Origin of the sequence: Gracilibacillus timonensis (assembly GCF_900086715.1) — a bacterium.
In the GTDB taxonomy this organism is placed as follows: Bacteria; Bacillota; Bacilli; order Bacillales; family Amphibacillaceae; genus Gracilibacillus; species Gracilibacillus timonensis.
On record NZ_FLKH01000012.1, the window covers coordinates 477,071 to 497,188 of the forward strand.

Below are 20,118 nucleotides of genomic sequence, written 5' to 3' on the forward strand. Positions count from 1 at the left end.
CCACCTCATTTATCCAAAAACTATTAAACATTTTATAAAAATGCCGATAATAGGAATAACAATAGAATGAGGAGCTGAGTTTTGTCATGGAAATTGGTAAAATGATCACTGGATCTCCACTCATGCAAACTAACACGACGATTGAGGCATCCAAATCTGCAAGAGAGCGATCCAATAACCATCGGCAAACGATCGAAACAAACATCAATGATATTGACATATCTAGCGATCAATTAAATGGAATGGTGGAAGGGCTGAATTCTTTTCTGGAATCAACCCAAACGAGTATTAGATATGAATTACATGAGAAATTAGATAGGTATTTTGTCAAAATTGTTGATCAGGATACCGAAGAAGTCGTCAGGGAAATACCACCTGAAAAAATGCTTGATGTCTACGCCTCCATGTTTGAATACATGGGTTTTATTGTAGATAAGAAAATATAGGAACTTGAACAGAGGGGGAAATGGCTTTATGGCTTATCAGCAGTATCAAACATATCAGCATAATTCTGTGAATACAGCTACACCAGGGGAATTAACGCTGATGTTATATAATGGGTCCTTGAAATTTATCAAACAAGCAAAAAAAGCGATAGAAAATGGTGATCATGCAAAAAAGAATCAAATGATTCAAAAAACACAAGATATTATTCGTGAATTAATGGTTACTTTGGACAGCGAGGCAGCAATTGCCAAACAGATCATGCCACTATATGACTTTGCCTATCACGCCCTTACACAGGCCAACATCAAGAATGACCTGGAACAACTGGATCAGGCTTATACCATCATGGAGGATTTTCGTAACACTTGGAAAGAAGTCATTAAAAAAGAACGTCTCCGTCAGCATGGGAAAGGTGTAAATGCATGAATGCCAGTATTCAAGCGTATATCGATGTCACGAAACGCATGCTTGTATTATTGAAGGATTCCAAGTCAGATAAGTCACGGGAAGAGCGAATCAAGCAGGTGACAGACTTGCTTACGGATCGCGATCAATACAAAGAGCAAATACGTCCTCCTTTTTCTGAAACGGATCAACAATTAGGTACGCAAGCCGTTGCATTGGATAAACAGCTACAGCAGAACTTAACACAAATGATGCAGCAGATTAAACAAGATATGCGTAACACAAAGAAGCAGACACGCTCCAACCATCATTATTTGAATCCATACAAAAATGTGGCCAATTATGATGGCAGATTTCTCGATTCCAAACAGTAGTCATCTATCGTGCGACCCGGTAAATCAGCGCTTATTCGATATGTAAAGAAATTGTTAAATAATTATGAATATTACTCGTTTATATATGCGAAAGTGTGGTATTATAGAATTATAAAGCGATCACAAGCTTTATAGTTTGAAAGGAGGACACTTTTTATGAAGTACAACATCCGAGGAGAAAATGTAGAAGTAACAAACGCAATCAAGGAGTACGTGGAACGCAAAATAGGGAAACTAGAAAGATATTTTGATACACCTCCCACTTCTGATGTAAATGTAAATATAAGTGTCTATAATGAGGAGCAGCAAATAGAAGTGACGATCCCCATGTCTAATCTACTGCTAAGAGCAGAGGAGCAACACCTCGATTTGTATGCTGCAATTGATCTTGTTGTTGACAAACTAGAGAGACAAATCCGCAAACACAAAACAAAAGTTAATCGTAAATTCCGTCAGCAAGGTGCGCCAAAGCATGTATTTGCTGAGATGGAAAAAGAAATTGCTGAAGCTAGGCAAGAAGACGAATTTGATGATAGCGAAATTGAAATTGTCAGGACTAAACGTTTTGACTTGAAACCAATGGATTCGGAAGAAGCAGTATTACAAATGGATATGCTGGGACATGCTTTCTTCGTATTTGAAAATGCCATAACCGGCAATACAAATGTCGTTTATCGACGCCGTGACGGCAGATATGGTTTAATTGAACCAAGTTAATATATACTTACGACAGAAACGACCAACAAAAGCTGGTCGTTTCTTTTTGATCGTAGAATGTAATCGCTTTTTAAAGAGAGTACACATCGATTGTAATCTTTCATAAAAAAACATAAATTCTCATTTTCACTTCAAACAACCGCCATAAAATTCCTTTTCACTGATGAAATAATCTTGTTTTCTTGCTGTTACCTTGCATGAAAATACGATAATGCACAGTTGGCACTGTTTATAGGCTATGGTATAAATAATATAGGGGGCGGGAAATCCACATCCTTTCAACTTTTATCTTCTCGCTTCCTTTTTTTGCGGAATATTTTCCTTTTTTTCATCCAAGTGTTATGATAAGGAATGGACAAATAAAAATAGTACAAACGGATCTTATGAAAAAAGAGGAGCGGCTAGAATGCGTGGATTATTGAAAAAAGTATTCGGTGATGGAAATCAACGACAGCTGAAAGGGCTAGAAAAACTTGCAGATGAAATAGAAGCGTTAGAGCCAACAATACAACTATTATCAGATGATGAACTAAAAAATAAAACAGACAGTTTTAAACAAAGATATGGGCAAGGCGAAACAGTTGATGATCTATTAGTAGAGGCCTTTGCAGTAGTGAGAGAGGCGGCCAAACGAGTGTTGGGTATGCGCCCTTTTTATGTTCAATTAGTTGGTGCTATTGCAATGCATAAAGGTAATATTGCGGAGATGAAGACGGGGGAAGGAAAGACCTTAGCTTCCACCATGCCCGCCTATTTAAATGCCTTGACAGGAGAAGGGGTCCATATCATCACTGTGAATGATTATCTGGCAGATCGTGACGCCCGTGAAATGGGAGAATTATATCAATTTCTTGGCCTATCGGTTGGCTTAAATCAAAATGGTATGGATAAAGATGCCAAGCGCGAGGCTTATGCGGCAGATATTACCTATGGTACGAATAATGAATTCGGCTTTGATTATTTACGAGACAATATGGTGTTATATAAGGAACAAATGGTGCAACGTCAACTGCATTTTGCCATTATTGATGAGGTTGACTCTATTTTAATTGATGAGGCTAGAACGCCTTTGATTATTTCAGGAACTGCACAAAAGTCAGCTACTCTCTATCAACGAGCAAATATGTTTGTAAGGACGTTAAGCCAAGATGATTATACGTATGATGAAAAGACAAAAGCGGTTCAGCTGACCGAAGAAGGAATGAACAAGGCTGAAAATTTCTTTAATATCGATAACCTGTTTGATTTAAATAATGTGACATTAACGCACCATATTAATCAAGGCTTGAAGGCGCATATCGCTATGCATAGAGATACGGATTATGTGGTGGAAGAGGAACAAGTGGTGATTGTCGATCAATTCACCGGCCGTTTAATGAAAGGACGTCGCTATAGTGATGGCCTGCACCAGGCAATTGAAGCAAAAGAAAATTTGCCAATCCAAAATGAAAGCATGACATTGGCGTCTATCACCTTCCAGAACTTTTTCCGGATGTATAATAAATTAGCGGGGATGACGGGTACGGCAAAAACAGAAGAAGAGGAATTCAGAAACATTTATGCCATGGATGTCATTGCGATCCCGACTAATAAGGAAATTATTCGTGAAGACCGCTCCGATCTAATCTTTAAATCAATGGATGGTAAATTTCAGGCGGTTGTCAATGAGATTAAACAACGCTATCAAATTGGACAACCAGTACTGGTAGGGACAGTGGCGGTGGAAACATCAGAAATTATCTCAAACTTGTTGAAAAAGGCTGGGGTAAAGCATAATGTGTTAAATGCCAAAAACCACTACCGAGAAGCTGAGATTATTGAAAATGCAGGTCAACAGCATGCCGTAACGATCGCAACCAATATGGCAGGTCGTGGTACGGATATTAAACTAGGAAAAGGAGTCACCGAATTAGGTGGTCTTGCCGTTATTGGCACCGAACGTCACGAGTCTCGTCGGATTGATAATCAATTACGTGGTCGTTCAGGACGTCAAGGTGATCCTGGTATTACGCAATTCTATCTATCGATGGAAGATGAGCTAATGCGTCGTTTTGGTTCTGATAATATGCGTAATATGATGGAGCGAATTGGTATGGATGATACACAACCAATTGAGAGTAAAATGGTTTCAAGGGCAGTAGAATCGGCACAAAAACGAGTAGAAGGAAACAACTTTGATGCACGTAAAACCGTCTTGTCCTATGACGATGTATTACGTCAGCAGCGTGAAATCATCTACAAACAACGTTTTGATGTGATAGATTCTGAAAACCTTCATGATATCATTGAGCAGATGATTCGCACAACCTTAGAAAGTACTGTATCTTCTTATGTCTCAGACGAAAGCGAAGAGGATACCAACTTGTCTGGTTTAGTCGAATATTTGCATGGTAATCTTTTAGAAGAGGAATGGGTAACAGAATCAGATCTGCAAGGGAAAGATAAAGAGGAAGTTATCGAATGGCTGATGACGAAAATCCAAGAGAAATATCAGCAAAAAGAAGAGGAATTTACTTCTGAGAAGATGCGTGAATTTGAGAAGGTTATCCTGCTGCGTACCGTGGATACCAAATGGATGGACCATATCGATCAAATGGACCAGCTTCGTCAAGGAATTCATTTACGAGCTTATGGACAAAACGATCCTCTTCGTGAATATCAGATGGAAGGCTTTGCGATGTTTGAGCAAATGGTCATGACGATCAATGAAGAAGTTGCCCGCTATGTCATGAAGGCTCAAATCAAAGATAATGTAAAACGTGAAGCAGTAGTGAAAGATACCCAAGCAGTATCTGGCGATGGTGAAAAGAAGAAAAAAGTGAAAAAACCATTTGTAAAGGCACAAGAAGTTGGACGGAATGATCCATGTCCTTGTGGCAGTGGGAAAAAATACAAAAACTGTCATGGAAGATAAGATGAGGTGGAATAATGGAATTAGTAGAAGTAAAACAGCAATTAAACAAAATGGCTAATCGTTTAGCGGACTTCAGGGGGTCTCTTTGACTTAGAAGCAAAGAGAGCTCGAATCGCTGAATTAGACGAGGAAATGACAGACCCCAATTTCTGGGATGATCAGCAACGTGCCCAGAAATTAATTGCCGAATCCAATGGCCTAAAAGAATTAGTCGAGAGTTTTGATGAAAATGAAGAATCCTTGGAGAATGCAGAGGTTTCTTATGAGTTGGTTAAAGAAGAGAATGATGAGGATTTACGAAATGATCTCGAGCAGGATGTGCAAGCGCTGGGTGAGGCATTAAATCGATTTGAATTGTTTATACTCTTGAGCGAACCATATGACAAAAACAATGCCATGTTAGAACTCCACCCAGGTGCTGGAGGTACGGAATCACAGGATTGGGCTAGTATGCTGTTGAGAATGTATACCAGATGGGCAGAAGCAAAAGGGTTTAAGGTAGAAACATTGGATTATTTACCTGGTGATGAAGCTGGTATAAAAAGTGTAACCTTATTAATTAAAGGTCATAATGCCTATGGTTATCTAAAGGCAGAAAAAGGAGTACATCGTTTGGTTCGAATTTCCCCTTTTGATTCTTCTGGACGGCGCCATACCTCGTTTGTTTCTTGCGATGTGACACCAGAATTAGATGATGATATTGATGTGGATATTAATCCTGAAGATATTAAGGTGGATACGTATCGTTCTAGTGGAGCGGGTGGACAGCATGTCAATACGACCGATTCAGCCGTCCGTATGACGCACCTCCCTACGAACACGGTGGTCACCTGCCAGTCAGAACGGTCCCAAATCAAAAACAGGGAACAAGCACTAAAGATGTTAAAGGCAAAGCTATACCAACTGGAAATGGAGAAACAGAGGCAAGAAAAGGAAGCTCTCCGCGGCGAACAAAAAGAAATTGGCTGGGGAAGTCAGATTCGCTCGTATGTATTTCATCCGTACTCGATGGTGAAGGATCATCGCACTGACCACGAAACAGGTAACACCCAAGCTGTGATGGATGGCGAGCTCGATCATTTTATTGATGCCTATTTACGCATTTCTATGAATAAATAAGAATAATATAAAAGCGGCAAGTAACATGATCTGAATTCAGGTTACTGCCGCTTTTGTTATACCCCTAGAGCACATCTCTCCAAAGCAAGACATGTATAAACCGCATGATATATGAGAGTTAAGGATTCACTGAAGTATAGTGAATAATAACCACTCCACTTTAAAAGCCGTGTCCACATTTTTCTAAAGAAATCCTCGATGCACCACTTATTTTTTCCTATATGCTCCAATGTTTATTCCTTCTGATTATAATGAATTATTTTGACGAAATATGCTTGCTTAGGAATCACGAAGGTGTTAATATGCTGGAGTGATAGGCGGAGCATTTGTCAAAAAACTCCTTCCTGCGACACGCGAGTTTTAGTTAGCAAAAAACGTGCTAATGACTTATCCCCCTTTACCCGATTATTACAAAATCAAACATTTGAAATGAAATTGTAATATAATTTTCGTCAAAAAAAGGTGTAATTAATGTTATAATGTAAAAAGTGTGAGGGAATTCTGTCGATATTTTACATATTATGACACTAGCTTTATAAATCTATTACAAACAAAGGTGATATATATATGATAGAAATGAAAGATGTCCATATGACATATCCAAACGGGGTCATTGCTCTGAATGGAATCAACGTGAAGATTAAACAAGGGGAATTTGTTTATATTGTTGGTCCGAGTGGTGCCGGAAAATCTACATTTACCAAGATGTTATTCCGCGAAGAAGTACCCGATAAGGGTAAGGTGACCATCAACCATACCGATACCTCGAGTTTGAAATGGAAAGAAGTCCCTTATTTCAGAAGAAATGTAGGGGTTGTATTCCAAGATTTTCGATTACTGCCAAGGATGACGGTTTATGAAAATATTGCATTTGCCCTAGAGGTGATAGAAGAGTCGCCACGTAGTATTCGTAAACGAGTGATGGACGTCTTAGAGCAAGTAGGATTGAAAAATAAGGCGCGCTTTATTCCAGATGAATTGTCTGGTGGGGAACAGCAGCGGGTGACCATCGCACGGGCTGTTGTTAATCGTCCTTCTTTATTAATTGCGGATGAGCCAACTGGAAATCTCGATCCTGAGACATCTTGGGAAATTATGCGTATTTTGGAAGAAATAAATGCAAGTGGCACGACCGTGTTAATGGCCACACACAGTAAAGAAATCGTAAATGCGGTGAAAAAGCGAGTCATTGCAATAGAAGATGGCGTCATTGTCCGTGACGAGCATCGAGGAGAGTATGGATATGAAATTTAGTACGTTAAAGCGACACCTAAAAGAAGGAGCCAAGAATACTTGGCGTAATGGCTGGATGACAATAGCTTCGGTAGGGGCGGTTACAACAACCCTGATACTAGTAGGCGTATTTTTAGTATTAATGCTGAACTTAAACCACATTGCCGACGAACTGGAAGAAGATGTGCAGATCAAGGCATTAGTGGAGTTAACGACAGAAGAGGAAGATATTGATGAAATAGAGGAAGGAATTGACCAAATTTCGGGGATTGAGAGTGTAGAATTTCTTTCCAGAGAAGAAGAATTAGATAGTTTAATAGAAAGTTTCGGTGAGCAAGGTCAGGCATGGGGATTGTATGAACAAGATAACCCATTGAATGATGCCTTTGTCGTCAGTGCGACAGATCCGCAAGAAACAGAGAGAATAGCAGAAGAAATTGAAGAAATTGATTTTGTCGATAGTGTTAATTACGGTCAAGAATATGTGGATACACTGTTTGAATTCAATAATTATGCTAGAAATATAGGTTTGGTATTAATTGTCGCATTGGTGTTTACGGCTATTTTCTTGATATCTAACACGATCAAAATAACCATTATGGCTAGAAAGAAAGAGATAGGAATTATGAAATTGGTAGGTGCAACCAATAACTTTATTCGCCTTCCATTCTTTGTAGAAGGATTATTGTTAGGAGTCCTGGGAAGTCTTATTCCGATAGGGATCATTCTTGGGGGGTACTATTATTTGACCCAAAATATCGTTGTTTTCCAAGAATTTAATTTTATAAAGATACTCTCATTTTATCCATTTGCCTTCCAAGTTGCCGGTATTATTCTAGCAATTGGTGCCATCATTGGTGTGTGGGGAAGCTTGATGAGTGTTCGGAAGTTTTTAAAAGTATAGACACAGAAAAGATCGACGAGAGGGGAATCGTGATTTATGCGAAAAAGAATGCTGACAATGGGAATGACTGTACTACTTACTGGTTTTTTTACTTTCCAAACCGTCTCTGCTGAATCATCAGAAGACGTACAGCAGGAAATTGACTCATTGCAACGAGAGCAAGAGGAATTAAATCAAAAATCGAACGAAACACAACAAGAAAAACAACAAACAGAAGAAAAAATTTCCGAAAATCAATCGAAGCAATCATCAACAGAAAGTGAACTTGACAATATTAATGCTGACCTCGAAGAGACGCAAGCGGAACTAGAAGCAAAACAGGCAGAGGTTTCTGAAACAAATGGCAAGATCGCTGATACAGAGGCAGATATTACAGCAACAGAAGATGAAATTGCACAAGTGAAAGAAGAAATTGAACGTTTAGAAGAAGAAATTAAACAATTAGAAGAAGAGATTGTGGAGTTAGAAGAAAAAATTGCTTCGCGTGAGAAATTATTAAAAGAAAGATTACGATCCATGCAGCAAAATGGCGGGAACACCAATTATTTGGAAGTATTGCTTGGTGCAAAGGACTTTGGTGATTTCATCAACCGTGCCACGGCTGTGAATAAGATAATGGATTCCGATAAGAAAATTATGGAAGAGCAAGAAGCGGACAAGAAGAAGTTAGAAGAAAACAAAACCAAAGTTGAGGCAAATAAACAAGCGGTCGAAGAGAATAAACAATCATTAGAAGACAAGCAAGCTTCTTTAGAGGAAAGCAAAAGTGCCCTAGAGGATGAGAAAGGACAGCTGCTTTCTCAAGAAGAAGAGCTAGAAGGTATCCAATCTACTTTAAATGATCAGGTGTCCGAAAAAGAAGCGATCATGGGTGATCTTGAAGTAGAAGAAGAAAGTTTACAAGAAGAACAATTAACACAGGAAGAGGAACAGCAATTAATCAATGCACAGGCAGCAGCAATTGAACAGGCAATGGCTGATGCAGAATCAGAAAAACAACGTCTCGAGCAACAAGCAAAAGAAGAAGCAGAGCGTAAAGAAAGAGAAAGAAAAGAAGCGGAACGTAAGGCTGCGGAAGAAAAACAAGCGAGTGAATCAAGTAGCGATCAAAGCAGTGGAAGTGATCAAAGCACTAGCGGTGGTAGCGACGATGGTGATGAGGAAGAACCATCTACACCATCAACGACACAAACTGCGACTCAATCAGTAAGCAGCAGTGGTTTTATTCGTCCGACAAATGGCTCGATTTCTTCACCTTTTGATCCTAATCGACTACATCCTATTCATGGAGTGGTAAAACCACACAATGGTACAGACTTCACCTCTTCAGCTGGATTGTCGATTAAGGCAGCGGCAAGTGGTACAGTCTCCTTTGCAGGTTGGATGAGTGGTTACGGAAACACGATTATGATTACACACTATATTGATGGCAAGGCCTATTCCACCTTATATGGACACTTGGCAAGCATAAACGTTTCAAACAATCAATCGGTCAGCCAAGGGCAAAACATTGCAGTTATGGGGAATACTGGTGGTTCAACGGGTGTACATTTACACTTTGAAATCCATCCAGGCGGTTATAAAAACCCAGTTGATCCAATGCAATACCTTAACTAATAGTGATTCGTAACTGACATTTACATAAAAAGACATCACAAAATACTTGTGATGTCTTTTTTAAACCTTCATAATATAGAAGTAGAGGCGTAGATTTATAATAGAGATAAAAGTAATAAAAAGGAAGTGTGGACAACGGCCTCATTTTCTAATATAACGAGGTGGAGCAATGAATATGAACAAGAAAAAATTTGTTTTAATAATGGTTTTATCTGCTTGCTTGGGAGCCGTCATTACTTTTGCTGGTATATCGGTATTTAGCAGTGGCTTGTTGACGGACAACAATCAAGGCAGTGTGGCAGGCTCAGATAGCGGCTTATCCTTAGGCGCGCAGCAAGGCGAGGAAGTCAGTTCTGGCGAAATGGAAAAGGTGGCTAATGCATTTTCTGTTATTAAGCAAAATTATGTGGAAGGTGCAGAGGATGACCAATTGATTGAAGGGGCGATTCAAGGAATGCTTGAATCACTGGATGATCCACATAGTGTTTATATGGATCAAGAAACCATGGAGCAATTTAATGAGCAGATTGAATCGTCCTTTGAAGGTATCGGCACAGAGGTATCTATGCAGGATGGTAAGGTCACCATTATTGCTCCAATCAAGGATACACCTGCGGAAAAAGAGGGCTTAAGGCCAAATGATCAAATTCTAGCGGTGGACGGCGAAAGTATAGAAGGTCTTGATTTATATGAAGCGGTTAATAAGATCCGCGGAGAAAAAGGAACGGAAGTAGTCTTAGATATCCAACGTCCAGGCGTAGAAGAAACCTTGGAGGTAGAGATAACCAGGGATTCCATCCCGATTGAAACGGTATATTCAGAGACAGAAGAAGTGGATGGTAAATTGATCGGTGTGTTACAGTTAACCTCTTTTGCGGAAGATACTGCCGCTGATATCGAACAGGAGTTGACCAATTTAGAAGATCAAGGCATTGAAGGGCTTGTGATCGATGTGCGTGGTAATCCAGGTGGTTTACTGCCTGCCGTACAGGATATATTGAAGCAGTTTATCCCTGAAGACAAGCCTTATATGCAGACAGAGGATCCGACTGGTAAGAAAACCAGATATTTCTCCGATACGGATGAGGTCAAGGATTACCCGATTGTCACTTTAATTAATGAGGGAAGTGCTTCGGCTTCTGAGATATTGGCAAGTGCGCTAAATGAAACACAAGGCTATGATATCGTAGGAGAAACATCCTTTGGAAAAGGAACGGTGCAACAAACGGTTTCGATGGGGGATGGCAGTACGATAAAAATCACCACACTTAAATGGTTAACACCGGATGGTAATTCTATCAATGAAGTAGGTGTAGAGCCAACCATTGAACAAAAAATGCCTGATTATTATTACACAAGTCCGATTCAAATTGATCAACCGCTAAGCTTTGATCAAAGTGATAGTAAAATTGCCAATGCGCAAACCATGTTGGATGGCTTAGGCTATTCCCCTGGACGAACAGATGGTTATTTTAATGAGGAGACGCAACAGGCTGTGGAATCATTCCAGTCCGACCATGATCTATCTGCCAACGGAGAAATCAATGAAGAGACAGCAGAAGTGTTACAGACCGAGATCATTGAACATGTAAGAGAGGGGGAAGACGACCTGCAGCTGGAAAAGGCATTAGAAGCAGTTACGCAATAAGGCTCATTGAATAAAAGGGAGGGGATTCATTCTCTTCCTTTTTGTTTGTTAACTTTTAAGCTTATGGACAGAGGACCGAGATTCGCTCTCTCTAGTCCGTAAGAAATCCTATTTCCTGGTGCTGCCTCTCCTTGAAGTACTCGTCAGGCATAGCAAAACAAACAAACTTTTCACTAGGGAATTCAAATAATGGAAAGCCACATTTGCGTTTCACCGCAATTAATAGTAAAGTATGAATAGATTATCTTGCAAACTAATAAGCTATTAAAACGTAATGAAGCGTCATCGTACAAAATGAACATAGTCAGAAGGGATTGTTTAAGGTGGAATGGTTGACAGAGATTGGCTTAACAATTGGTCGTGCTTTTATACAGCCGTTTATCTATTTATTTTTTCTATTGATTTGGTTAAGTGGATACCTGCGAATGAAAAAAGATAGAAAAACGACAGGTGCTAGGGTTTCTCCCTTTTTTTATGAAACAAGACATACTTGGTCAATCTCCTTGATCGCTGGTTTATTATTGTCTATTCTGGCGATTCTAAGCGGCTTCATTTTTACCGTGCCGTTTGCGCTTCTCGTTGGAGCAGTGATGTTACTGGTTGGCCTTGCTGGAAGATTCAGCTGGCTGTCGGCGGGATATGCTTTAACGATTGCCTCCTTGTTGCTAATTGTTATTCAAATGTATGGAGAGCCTTATCTGCCAGCATTTATCATGGAATATGCCCAAGAGATAGATGTGTTTTTTCTCCCGTTCTTGATCGGCTTATTATTATTAATAGAAGCTTGTCATTTATGGAGGATTAGGAGTGAAGACAGTTTTCCTGAATACATAAAAAGTGTCAGAGGTAAAAGGATAGGACAGCATCGTATCAAAAAAATAACCCTTATTCCGATTCTGACGCTTTTACCTGGAGGGTGGATCGAACCATTTGCCGATTGGTGGCCGTTGATTCCCATTGGTGAACAGTCTTATGCCCTGATTCTGGTTCCTTATTTATTGGGTTTTGAATATGTGGTGAAGACAAGCTTACCTCAAACGGCTGGTAAGTGGCTGGGCAATCGCCATCTTTGGTTAGCTTTAGTCGTGCTTCTGCTCTCTGCTGGCAGTTATTATATTGACTGGGTCGGCTATATTGCTTTAGCGGTAGCCTTGTTTGGAAAAGAGGTTATTTACTATTTCCTCCGCAGACAAGAGAAGAAACAACGTATGTATTTCCAACCCCATGAACAGCATTTGCTTGTGCTGGGCATCTTAGCGGACACACCAGCTGTTGATTTAGGTTTAGTACCGGGGGAACAGATTATTAAAGTGAATGATCAAAATGTCAGCACAGAAGATGAATTTTATCAGGTCATCAATCAAAACCGTGCTTACTGTAAGCTTAGTATTAAGGATTTAGATGGGGAAATTCGTTTTGCGCAGCGAGCTTTATATGATGGAGATCACTATAAATTAGGGATTTTATTTGTTTCCCAATGAAAAAACAGGAGGGCCCGATTAAAGGCTCTCCTGTTTTTCGTTAAACTGTAATAGCTCGCGAATCTCTTCCTCTGATAATTTAGATAACAAGGTTTCACCAGGCTGAATAATTTGATCAACCAGCTCTCTTTTTTTGTGCTGGAGTTGATAAATTTTCTCCTCAATCGTTCCTTCTGTAATAAAACGAATAACCTGCACGACATTTTTTTGTCCAATTCGATGGGCCCTTCCAGCTGCTTGCTCTTCAACGGCAGGGTTCCACCATAGATCATATAAGATTACGGTGTCTGCACCGGTTAGATTCAATCCAGTTCCCCCAGCCTTTAAGGAGATCAAAAAGAAACCACGTTCGCCGCTGTTAAATGCCTCGACCATTTCCAAGCGTTGAGAGGAAGGAGTAGAGCCATCTAGATAGAAGACATCCTTTCCATTGGCTGTTAAGGTGTCACGAATCATGGACAGCATGCTGGAAAATTGGGAAAAAATCAAGGTCCTTTTTCCGTTTGCTTCCAGCTCGTCAGTCAGGCTGACTAATTGTTCCAACTTACCAGATTTGCCTGTGTAGTTTTCTAAAAAGAGGCTGGGGTGACAACAAATTTGCCGTAACCTCGTTAATCCGGCTAAGATTTGCAGCTTGCCTCGCTCAAAGCCGCTGGAGGCGATCGTTTCATCCAGTTCTGACTGAATCCGCTGTAGGTAACCAATGTAGACTTCTTTTTGTTCTTTAGTTAACTCCGAGTATTGCACGGATTCGATTTTATCCGGTAATTCATCTAATACTTCCCGTTTGATTCTTCGTAAGATAAAGGGACGGGTGATTTTGGCGATATAATCAGGGTGCATATTGCTAAAGGATTTCTTATTGCCAAACAGTCCAGGCGAAATCGTATAAAAAATCGACCATAGCTCATCTAATGCATTCTCAATCGGCGTACCACTTAAGGCGAAAAACTGTTTGCCTTGTAAGGCGCGTACCGATTTAGCGGTAAGTGTTAAATGATTTTTAATCGCTTGCGCTTCGTCCAAAATAATACAATCAAAAAGGTGCTCTTCGTACATGGAATAATCTTTGCGCAGGATCGGATAGGATGTAATAATCACATCTGTCTCCGTGAGTGTTTCTAATAATTGTTCCCGTTCTTGCTTATTGCCGATCATCACCGCTGATGATAAACTTGGCGCAAATTTCTCGATTTCCTTTTGCCAATTATATAATAAGGAGGCAGGGGCAACGACAAGTACCTGGTAATTTCCCTTGCTTTGACTAGCTTCAGAGAGTATATAACTAATCGTTTGCAAGGTTTTTCCCAGCCCCATATCATCGGCCAGAATGCCGCCTAAATGATAATGGGAGAGTGCCTTCATCCACTGATATCCCGTTACTTGGTAATCCCGCATGTCAGCCTGGAGTTGGTCTGGTAAAGCAAATTGCAACTTTTCAGGGTGTTTTAATTCTTCCAGCATCGTTTGAAACGCCTGACTATAACGGAGATCTGTTTTATTTAGCGCTTCTTCTACTTGAAAGGTACGGGCAGCAGGTACTTTCACCTCTCCGTCTTCCAATTGACCTTTGCTTAATTGCAAGGCCTCCTGTAATTGATGAAAGGAGGAGAAATCTTCCCTGTCCAAATTGATAAGCGTGCCGTTCGGGATGCGATAATACCTTTTTTTCTCGATTAAGGCTTGAAGAATCTGCTGAACATCTTGGTCAGAGATACCTTCAATGTTAAAAGAGATGTCTAGCATGCCCTCGATCGATTGATAATCAACCGATGATTGCAGTTGGATATCGTCTAACCCACTGGCCATTTGTTTCACACTTTGTGCCAAGTAAATCGTAGCGATCTGTTCCAGTTGTTCCACGCCATCATGAATAAAATGAAAAATCGCATCATCGTTGAACAGATAATAGGTTTGATTCATTTCCATAAAGGCTTGCTCATGGATGGTTTCAATGACCTGATTTTCTCGATAGGTATCCCGTTTCACAATTTTTCCAGAGTATCGGTTATCGGAAAAAGGGGTGAACACCTCGCTACCATAGTGAAATTCCACTACAGCTTTTAAGGCACCTTCCACTTCATCGATATATACCTTTGTTTCCAAGGGTTCCGTATTGATTTGTTCCTTCATTGGTTCGGACAGCTTGATATTTCCTACTTGTTCGAACTGTGGCAGGACATTCTGGACAAACTCATTCATTTCATCCGCCGATATTGTCTGTTTTGCCTTATTTGAAAAAGGAATCACCCGAAATAATTTATCCATGATTTGTTTTTGTTCGTAGGTGATTTTGTAAAAATATTGATCATGAATCACATAGTAATAACTTTCTAAAAAAAAGTAATGAGATAGGTCAGTTATCTCCAGAGTGTAACGTTTGGAAGCCTGGTAATCCAAGTGAAATTGTAATTGTTCATTCATATTTTCCACTTGAATGGCGCTATATTCTTTATTCGACGCAGAGCGAAAGGTGTAGTTCATCCCTGATAGCTGTTGTAACAGCTGATCTGTTAAACTTGGCGGGATTAATATGCTGCGCGGTTGTTCCATCTTTAGGACATAATTAGTACCTAACAGCTTTTCTTGCTCCCAACAAGCCACTAACATTTCCAGCATTTGTTTATCTTTTATCGAAAAATAATCGGTATTAGGTTGAAAGGTATAGCTCTGATTGACTTTATAAGGCTGATTTTTTTGAAATGCCTTGATAAATTCTCGGATATCACGAATGACATAAGGCCGTTTGTGTCCAAGCTTGAGTTCCATACTTAAGACATGTTGCCCTGTTTTATTTGATTTATGGAGGCATAAGATATATTCCGTTGTTACCATTAATGACTCCTGATGGGATTCTTGACTCGCTTCCTGTGGAGATCGAAAGCTATGCAGCAATTGTTTTGCAAATAAATCGGTCTCTTGCGTTGGCAGCGGGGAGGTTCCTCGATCCACTGCGAACCGTTTGCGATTGGAAGAATCCTGCTGCGTGATGGCTAGTAGAACCGCCGCAACATGCTTACACGTACCATGTGTAGCAAAGGCGGGACAGTTGCAGGTGGCGTCTGCACGTAAATCATTATTAAAATAAATTCTTACCGTGTAAATCTTCGACCCCTTGACTAGTCCGCGCCAGGAGTTAGCTTCTGGATTATAGGAAAGACCATAGACCTTTCCATCTTCAAAATAGCTTTTCCCTCGCCGATAGAAGCGATCACCGGTGAGTTCGCGAATTGATTGTTTCGACATGTTGATCTTTTGCAAAACGATCCCATCCTTATTAAAAGAATTCATCATTCCATTATAGCAGATTCTGCAAGTAATCACGAGCTTGTTACTGTTTTTTTCAAAAATAAATGTTAAAATAAAGAAGGTTATCAGAAAATCATTTTAACTATTTAAAGTAAGTGTTCCAATCAATGCATGATTGGAGCAACCTCTATAAAGGGAATGTGACATAGAAAGAAGGTAAATGAATGGAGCTACAGGAACAAGTGCAAAAACGCAAAACCTTTGCGATTATTTCTCACCCTGACGCTGGAAAAACGACGATGACAGAAAAATTGCTGTTATTTGGAAACTTAATTCGTTCAGCTGGGACTGTGAAAGGGAAGAAAACAGGAAAGTATGCCACATCTGATTGGATGGAGATTGAGAAACAACGTGGTATCTCTGTCACCTCTAGTGTGATGAATTTTGATTATAAGGGGCATAAGGTCAATATTTTGGATACGCCTGGTCACGAAGACTTCAGTGAGGACACTTACCGCACCTTAACTGCCGTGGATAGTGTGGTTATGATTATTGACGCAACAAAAGGGATCGAAGCGCAAACGATTAAGCTGTTTAAGGTTTGTAAAATGAGAGGTATTCCGATTTTTACCTTTATTAATAAATTGGACCGTGAAGGCAGGGAACCGCTTGATCTATTGGATCAGATTGAAGAGGTATTAAATATTGAAACTTATCCGATGAATTGGCCGGTAGGAATGGGCAAGCGGTTCTTAGGCATTTTGGATCGCTATCATGACCGGTTTGTCCAGTTTAATGGTAATGAGGAAGAATCCTATATTCCAATGGATGAGGTTAGCTCACTTGCCGTGTCTGAGGATCCGACATATCAAGAGACAGTCGAAGAATTGGCGTTATTGGACGAAGCTGGGGATCAATTTTCTTTAGAACGTGTATTAGCAGGGGATCAGACACCTGTATTTTTCGGCAGTGCGTTGGCCCCATTTGGTGTGCAGACCTTCTTTGATACCTTTATTCAAATGGCACCGTCACCAGGCCCTCGTCGCACGGTGGAGGCTGTAGTTAGTCCAGACAATCCCGATTTTTCTGGGTTTATTTTTAAGATTCAAGCGAATATGAACCCACAACACCGTGATCGGATTGCCTTTTTACGGGTTTGTTCCGGCAGGTTTGAACGTGGTATGAATGTAACACTTGCCCGCACCGGAAAGTCGATTCGATTAGGACAGACGCAGCAATTTGTTGCTTCTTCTCGTGATACCGTGGAGGAGGCTTATGCCGGGGATATTATTGGCGTTTATGACCCAGGCTCTTATCGTATTGGTGATACACTTCTGGAAGGGAAATTGAAGGAGTCCTATGATGAGCTGCCACAGTTTCCGCCTGAAATGTTCCAACGTGTTACCGCAAAAAATGTAATGAAGGCCAAACAATTCAGAAAAGGGATCGAGCAGCTTGTGCAAGAAGGGGCCATTCAACTATTCCGCGGTTATCCGATGGACTCGATGATTATCGGTGCTGTTGGACAATTGCAGTATGATGTATTCCAACACCGCATGAGAAATGAATACAACGTGGAGGTATTACTAGAATCCATTGGTGACCGCATTCCACGTTGGCTTCGGTCAGAACAGGTTGACCCAAGTTTATTTGATGAACGAAATATGTTAGTGAAGGATCGTGAAGGCGATTTTTTGGTGTTATTCAAAAATGATTTCGCCCTGCGCTGGTTTACTGATAAACACCCTGATATCGAGCTGATTGATTTATATGAGGTCAATCAATATGATCAAACAACCCACAGCTAATGTGGGTTTTTCGTTCATTCATCCAGACCACGTAATAGCCGTTGAATGGAATAATAATCTTATCTTTTTCACAATAAAAGGGAATTGGGTATAATGGAGAGAATCAACGTCTAACATGAAAATAAAAAATACAATAATCAACGAATATTTGTTCGCTTTTTGTTGAGAAGTAGTGTATACTATTTACTAGGATAGAGAACGGAGGGACAGAATGGATCAGCATACTTTTTCACTACAGTCACCATACCAGCCACAGGGCGATCAGCCAAGGGCGATTAAAGAGCTGGTGACGGGATTAGAAGAGAAAAAGCGTCACCAGACGTTGCTAGGAGCCACCGGTACGGGTAAGACATTTACTGTTAGTAACGTGGTCAAGGAAGTCAATCGCCCAACCTTGGTGATTGCCCATAATAAGACGCTGGCAGGTCAATTGTATAGTGAGTTCAAGGAGTTTTTTCCGGATAATGCCGTCGAATATTTTGTTAGTTACTATGATTATTATCAACCAGAGGCCTATGTACCTTCGACCGATACCTTTATTGAAAAGGATGCCAGCATTAATGATGAAATAGATAAACTCAGACACTCGGCTACGTCATCACTTTTTGAACGTAATGATGTCTTAATTGTGGCCAGTGTGTCTTGTATATATGGTTTAGGTTCGCCAGAAGAATATCGCAGTCAAGTGCTGTCTCTTAGAGTAGGTATGGAGAAGGATCGAGATGAACTGCTACGGGGATTAGTTGCGATCCAATATGCACGTAATGACATTGACTTTCAGCGTGGTACCTTTCGGGTACGTGGAGATTCCGTGGAGATTATCCCTGCTTCAAGGGAGGAGCAGTGTATCCGTGTGGAATTTTTTGGTGATGAAATTGATCGTATTCGTGAAGTGAATGCCTTAACAGGAGAAATTATCGGGGATCGTGAGCATATTGCGATCTTCCCAGCTTCCCACTTCGTTACTCGTGAAGAGAAATTAAAAATTGCGATGGAGAATATCAAAAAAGAATTGAATGAACAGCTTGCCCGTTTTCGCGAAGAGGATAAACTATTGGAAGCACAGCGTATCGAGCAGCGTACCAATTACGATCTGGAAATGATGGAGGAAATGGGCTTTTGTTCCGGTATCGAAAACTATTCCCGGCACTTGGCTTTACGCGAACCTGGTTCTACTCCATATACCTTGCTTGATTATTTTCCAGATGATTCATTAATTGTGATTGATGAGTCCCATGTTACCTTACCGCAGATTCGTGGTATGTATAATGGAGACCAGGCTCGTAAAAAGGTATTAGTTGATCATGGTTTTCGTCTGCCGTCCGCCTTGGATAACCGGCCATTAACTTTTCAGGAATTCGAATCGAAGTCTAATCAATTAATATACGTGTCTGCCACGCCAGGGCCGTATGAACTAGAGCACACACCACAGATGATTGAACAAATTATCCGGCCAACAGGATTATTGGATCCGGAAGTAGATGTGCGACCGATTGACGGACAGGTGGATGATCTAATTGGTGAGATTAATAAGCGTACCCAGCGTAATGAACGAGTACTAGTCACTACCTTAACCAAGAAAATGTCAGAGGATTTAACCGATTATTTAAAAGAAGTCGGGTTGAAGGTGGCTTACTTACACTCGGAGATTAAGACCTTGGAACGAATTGAAGTCATTCGTGATTTGCGTGTGGGCAAGTATGATGTGCTAGTAGGTATTAACTTGTTACGGGAAGGTTTAGATATTCCAGAGGTATCCTTAGTTACCATTCTGGATGCCGATAAAGAAGGCTTCCTACGCTCAGAACGTTCATTGATCCAAACGATGGGACGAGCGGCCCGTAATGAGAATGGTCTGGTTATTATGTATGCCGATAAGATGACGGATTCGATGCAACACGCGATTGATGAGACCTACCGCCGCCGGGAAAAACAAATGGCCTACAATCAGCAGCACGGCATTATTCCGCAGACAATTAAAAAAGACGTGCGTGATGTAATTCGGGCGACCGTTGCAGCGGAGGATCAAGAAGGTTATGAAACAAAAGCAGAAGAAATTAGTAAAATGACGAAGAAAGAAAAGCAAAAGGTTATCGAAAACATGGAACAAGAAATGAAGGATGCCGCAAAGGCGCTTGATTTTGAGCGTGCAGCAGAGCTTCGTGATCTTGTTTTAGAATTGAAAGCAGAAGGGTGAAAGCA

General features: G+C 40.5%; 14 protein-coding genes. 13 read left to right on the plus strand and 1 reads right to left on the minus strand.

Annotated features, from left to right (window positions below; all coding sequences use genetic code 11):
• Positions 1-86: 86 nt before the first annotated feature.
• The 11 genes from flaG to BN6556_RS13355 all read left to right on the plus strand — a co-directional run bounded on the left by flaG (position 87) and on the right by BN6556_RS13355 (position 12,859).
• Positions 87-446, plus strand: a complete 360-nt coding sequence (flaG, locus tag BN6556_RS13305; RefSeq protein WP_066192338.1) for a flagellar protein FlaG — start codon at positions 87-89, stop codon at positions 444-446.
• Positions 447-474: 28 nt separating this feature from the next.
• Positions 475-873: a flagellar export chaperone FliS gene (fliS, locus tag BN6556_RS13310; protein ID WP_066192339.1), complete on the plus strand. Its 399-nt coding sequence runs from the start codon at positions 475-477 to the stop codon at positions 871-873.
• Complete coding sequence (locus tag BN6556_RS13315) at positions 870-1,226, plus strand: hypothetical protein (protein WP_066192341.1); 357 nt, start codon at positions 870-872, stop codon at positions 1,224-1,226. The genes fliS and BN6556_RS13315 overlap by 4 nt, the downstream gene beginning before the upstream one ends.
• A gap of 156 nt (positions 1,227-1,382) precedes the next feature.
• A complete protein-coding gene (hpf, locus tag BN6556_RS13320; protein ID WP_066192343.1) occupies positions 1,383-1,943 on the plus strand; it encodes a ribosome hibernation-promoting factor, HPF/YfiA family in 561 nt (186 codons plus the stop codon).
• Positions 1,944-2,349: 406 nt separating this feature from the next.
• Positions 2,350-4,857 (plus strand): preprotein translocase subunit SecA, encoded by a 2,508-nt coding sequence (secA, locus tag BN6556_RS13325; RefSeq protein ID WP_066192345.1) that lies wholly within the window; start codon positions 2,350-2,352, stop codon positions 4,855-4,857.
• Between the two features lie 14 nt (positions 4,858-4,871).
• Positions 4,872-5,976, plus strand: a protein-coding gene (gene prfB / locus BN6556_RS13330) for a peptide chain release factor 2 (protein WP_130859715.1) whose coding sequence is annotated in 2 segments (ribosomal slippage) — positions 4,872-4,943 and positions 4,945-5,976 — 1,104 coding nt in all. Because the reading frame shifts where the segments join, the coding sequence is not laid out codon by codon here.
• Positions 5,977-6,543: 567 nt separating this feature from the next.
• The gene (gene ftsE, locus BN6556_RS13335; RefSeq protein ID WP_066192348.1) at positions 6,544-7,230 is read left to right on the plus strand and encodes a cell division ATP-binding protein FtsE; all 687 of its coding nucleotides are present in this window, start codon (positions 6,544-6,546) and stop codon (positions 7,228-7,230) included.
• On the plus strand, positions 7,220-8,113 hold the full coding sequence (gene ftsX, locus BN6556_RS13340) for a permease-like cell division protein FtsX (protein ID WP_066192349.1): 894 nt from the start codon (positions 7,220-7,222) through the stop codon (positions 8,111-8,113). The genes ftsE and ftsX overlap by 11 nt, the downstream gene beginning before the upstream one ends.
• Positions 8,114-8,149: 36 nt before the next feature.
• Positions 8,150-9,730, plus strand: a complete 1,581-nt coding sequence (locus BN6556_RS13345; protein WP_066192351.1) for a murein hydrolase activator EnvC family protein — start codon at positions 8,150-8,152, stop codon at positions 9,728-9,730.
• Between the two features lie 169 nt (positions 9,731-9,899).
• On the plus strand, positions 9,900-11,378 hold the full coding sequence (locus BN6556_RS13350; protein WP_066192353.1) for a S41 family peptidase: 1,479 nt from the start codon (positions 9,900-9,902) through the stop codon (positions 11,376-11,378).
• Between the two features lie 323 nt (positions 11,379-11,701).
• Positions 11,702-12,859, plus strand: a complete 1,158-nt coding sequence (locus BN6556_RS13355) for a PDZ domain-containing protein (protein WP_130859718.1) — start codon at positions 11,702-11,704, stop codon at positions 12,857-12,859.
• Positions 12,860-12,877: 18 nt separating this feature from the next.
• On the opposite strand, the gene BN6556_RS13360 is transcribed toward BN6556_RS13355, so the two are convergent.
• A complete protein-coding gene (locus BN6556_RS13360; RefSeq protein ID WP_066192356.1) occupies positions 12,878-16,120 on the minus strand; it encodes a DEAD/DEAH box helicase in 3,243 nt (1,080 codons plus the stop codon).
• A gap of 212 nt (positions 16,121-16,332) precedes the next feature.
• Here BN6556_RS13360 and BN6556_RS13365 point away from each other — a divergent pair, with 212 nt between their 5' ends.
• Together BN6556_RS13365 and uvrB are read left to right on the plus strand one after the other, a co-directional pair.
• Entirely contained in the window at positions 16,333-17,916 is a 1,584-nt protein-coding gene (locus BN6556_RS13365) for a peptide chain release factor 3 (protein WP_066192358.1), read from the plus strand.
• Positions 17,917-18,127: 211 nt separating this feature from the next.
• Positions 18,128-20,113 carry an excinuclease ABC subunit UvrB gene (uvrB, locus tag BN6556_RS13370; RefSeq protein WP_066192360.1) on the plus strand — a complete coding sequence of 662 codons (1,986 nt, stop codon included), beginning with the start codon at positions 18,128-18,130 and terminating at the stop codon, positions 20,111-20,113.
• Positions 20,114-20,118 lie beyond the last annotated feature (5 nt).

What these genes read in the sequence shown, in the direction of transcription:
- BN6556_RS13345 (WP_066192351.1), top strand. Translation starts at nt 8,150, where the DNA reads ATGCGAAAAAGAATGCTGACAATGGGAATGACTGTACTACTTACTGGT.
- secA (WP_066192345.1), top strand. Translation starts at nt 2,350, where the DNA reads ATGCGTGGATTATTGAAAAAAGTATTCGGTGATGGAAATCAACGACAG.
- ftsE (WP_066192348.1), top strand. Translation starts at nt 6,544, where the DNA reads ATGATAGAAATGAAAGATGTCCATATGACATATCCAAACGGGGTCATT.
- fliS (WP_066192339.1), top strand. Translation starts at nt 475, where the DNA reads ATGGCTTATCAGCAGTATCAAACATATCAGCATAATTCTGTGAATACA.
- ftsX (WP_066192349.1), top strand. Translation starts at nt 7,220, where the DNA reads ATGAAATTTAGTACGTTAAAGCGACACCTAAAAGAAGGAGCCAAGAAT.
- flaG (WP_066192338.1), top strand. Translation starts at nt 87, where the DNA reads ATGGAAATTGGTAAAATGATCACTGGATCTCCACTCATGCAAACTAAC.
- hpf (WP_066192343.1), top strand. Translation starts at nt 1,383, where the DNA reads ATGAAGTACAACATCCGAGGAGAAAATGTAGAAGTAACAAACGCAATC.
- uvrB (WP_066192360.1), top strand. Translation starts at nt 18,128, where the DNA reads ATGGATCAGCATACTTTTTCACTACAGTCACCATACCAGCCACAGGGC.
- BN6556_RS13350 (WP_066192353.1), top strand. Translation starts at nt 9,900, where the DNA reads ATGAATATGAACAAGAAAAAATTTGTTTTAATAATGGTTTTATCTGCT.
- BN6556_RS13365 (WP_066192358.1), top strand. Translation starts at nt 16,333, where the DNA reads ATGGAGCTACAGGAACAAGTGCAAAAACGCAAAACCTTTGCGATTATT.
- BN6556_RS13315 (WP_066192341.1), top strand. Translation starts at nt 870, where the DNA reads ATGAATGCCAGTATTCAAGCGTATATCGATGTCACGAAACGCATGCTT.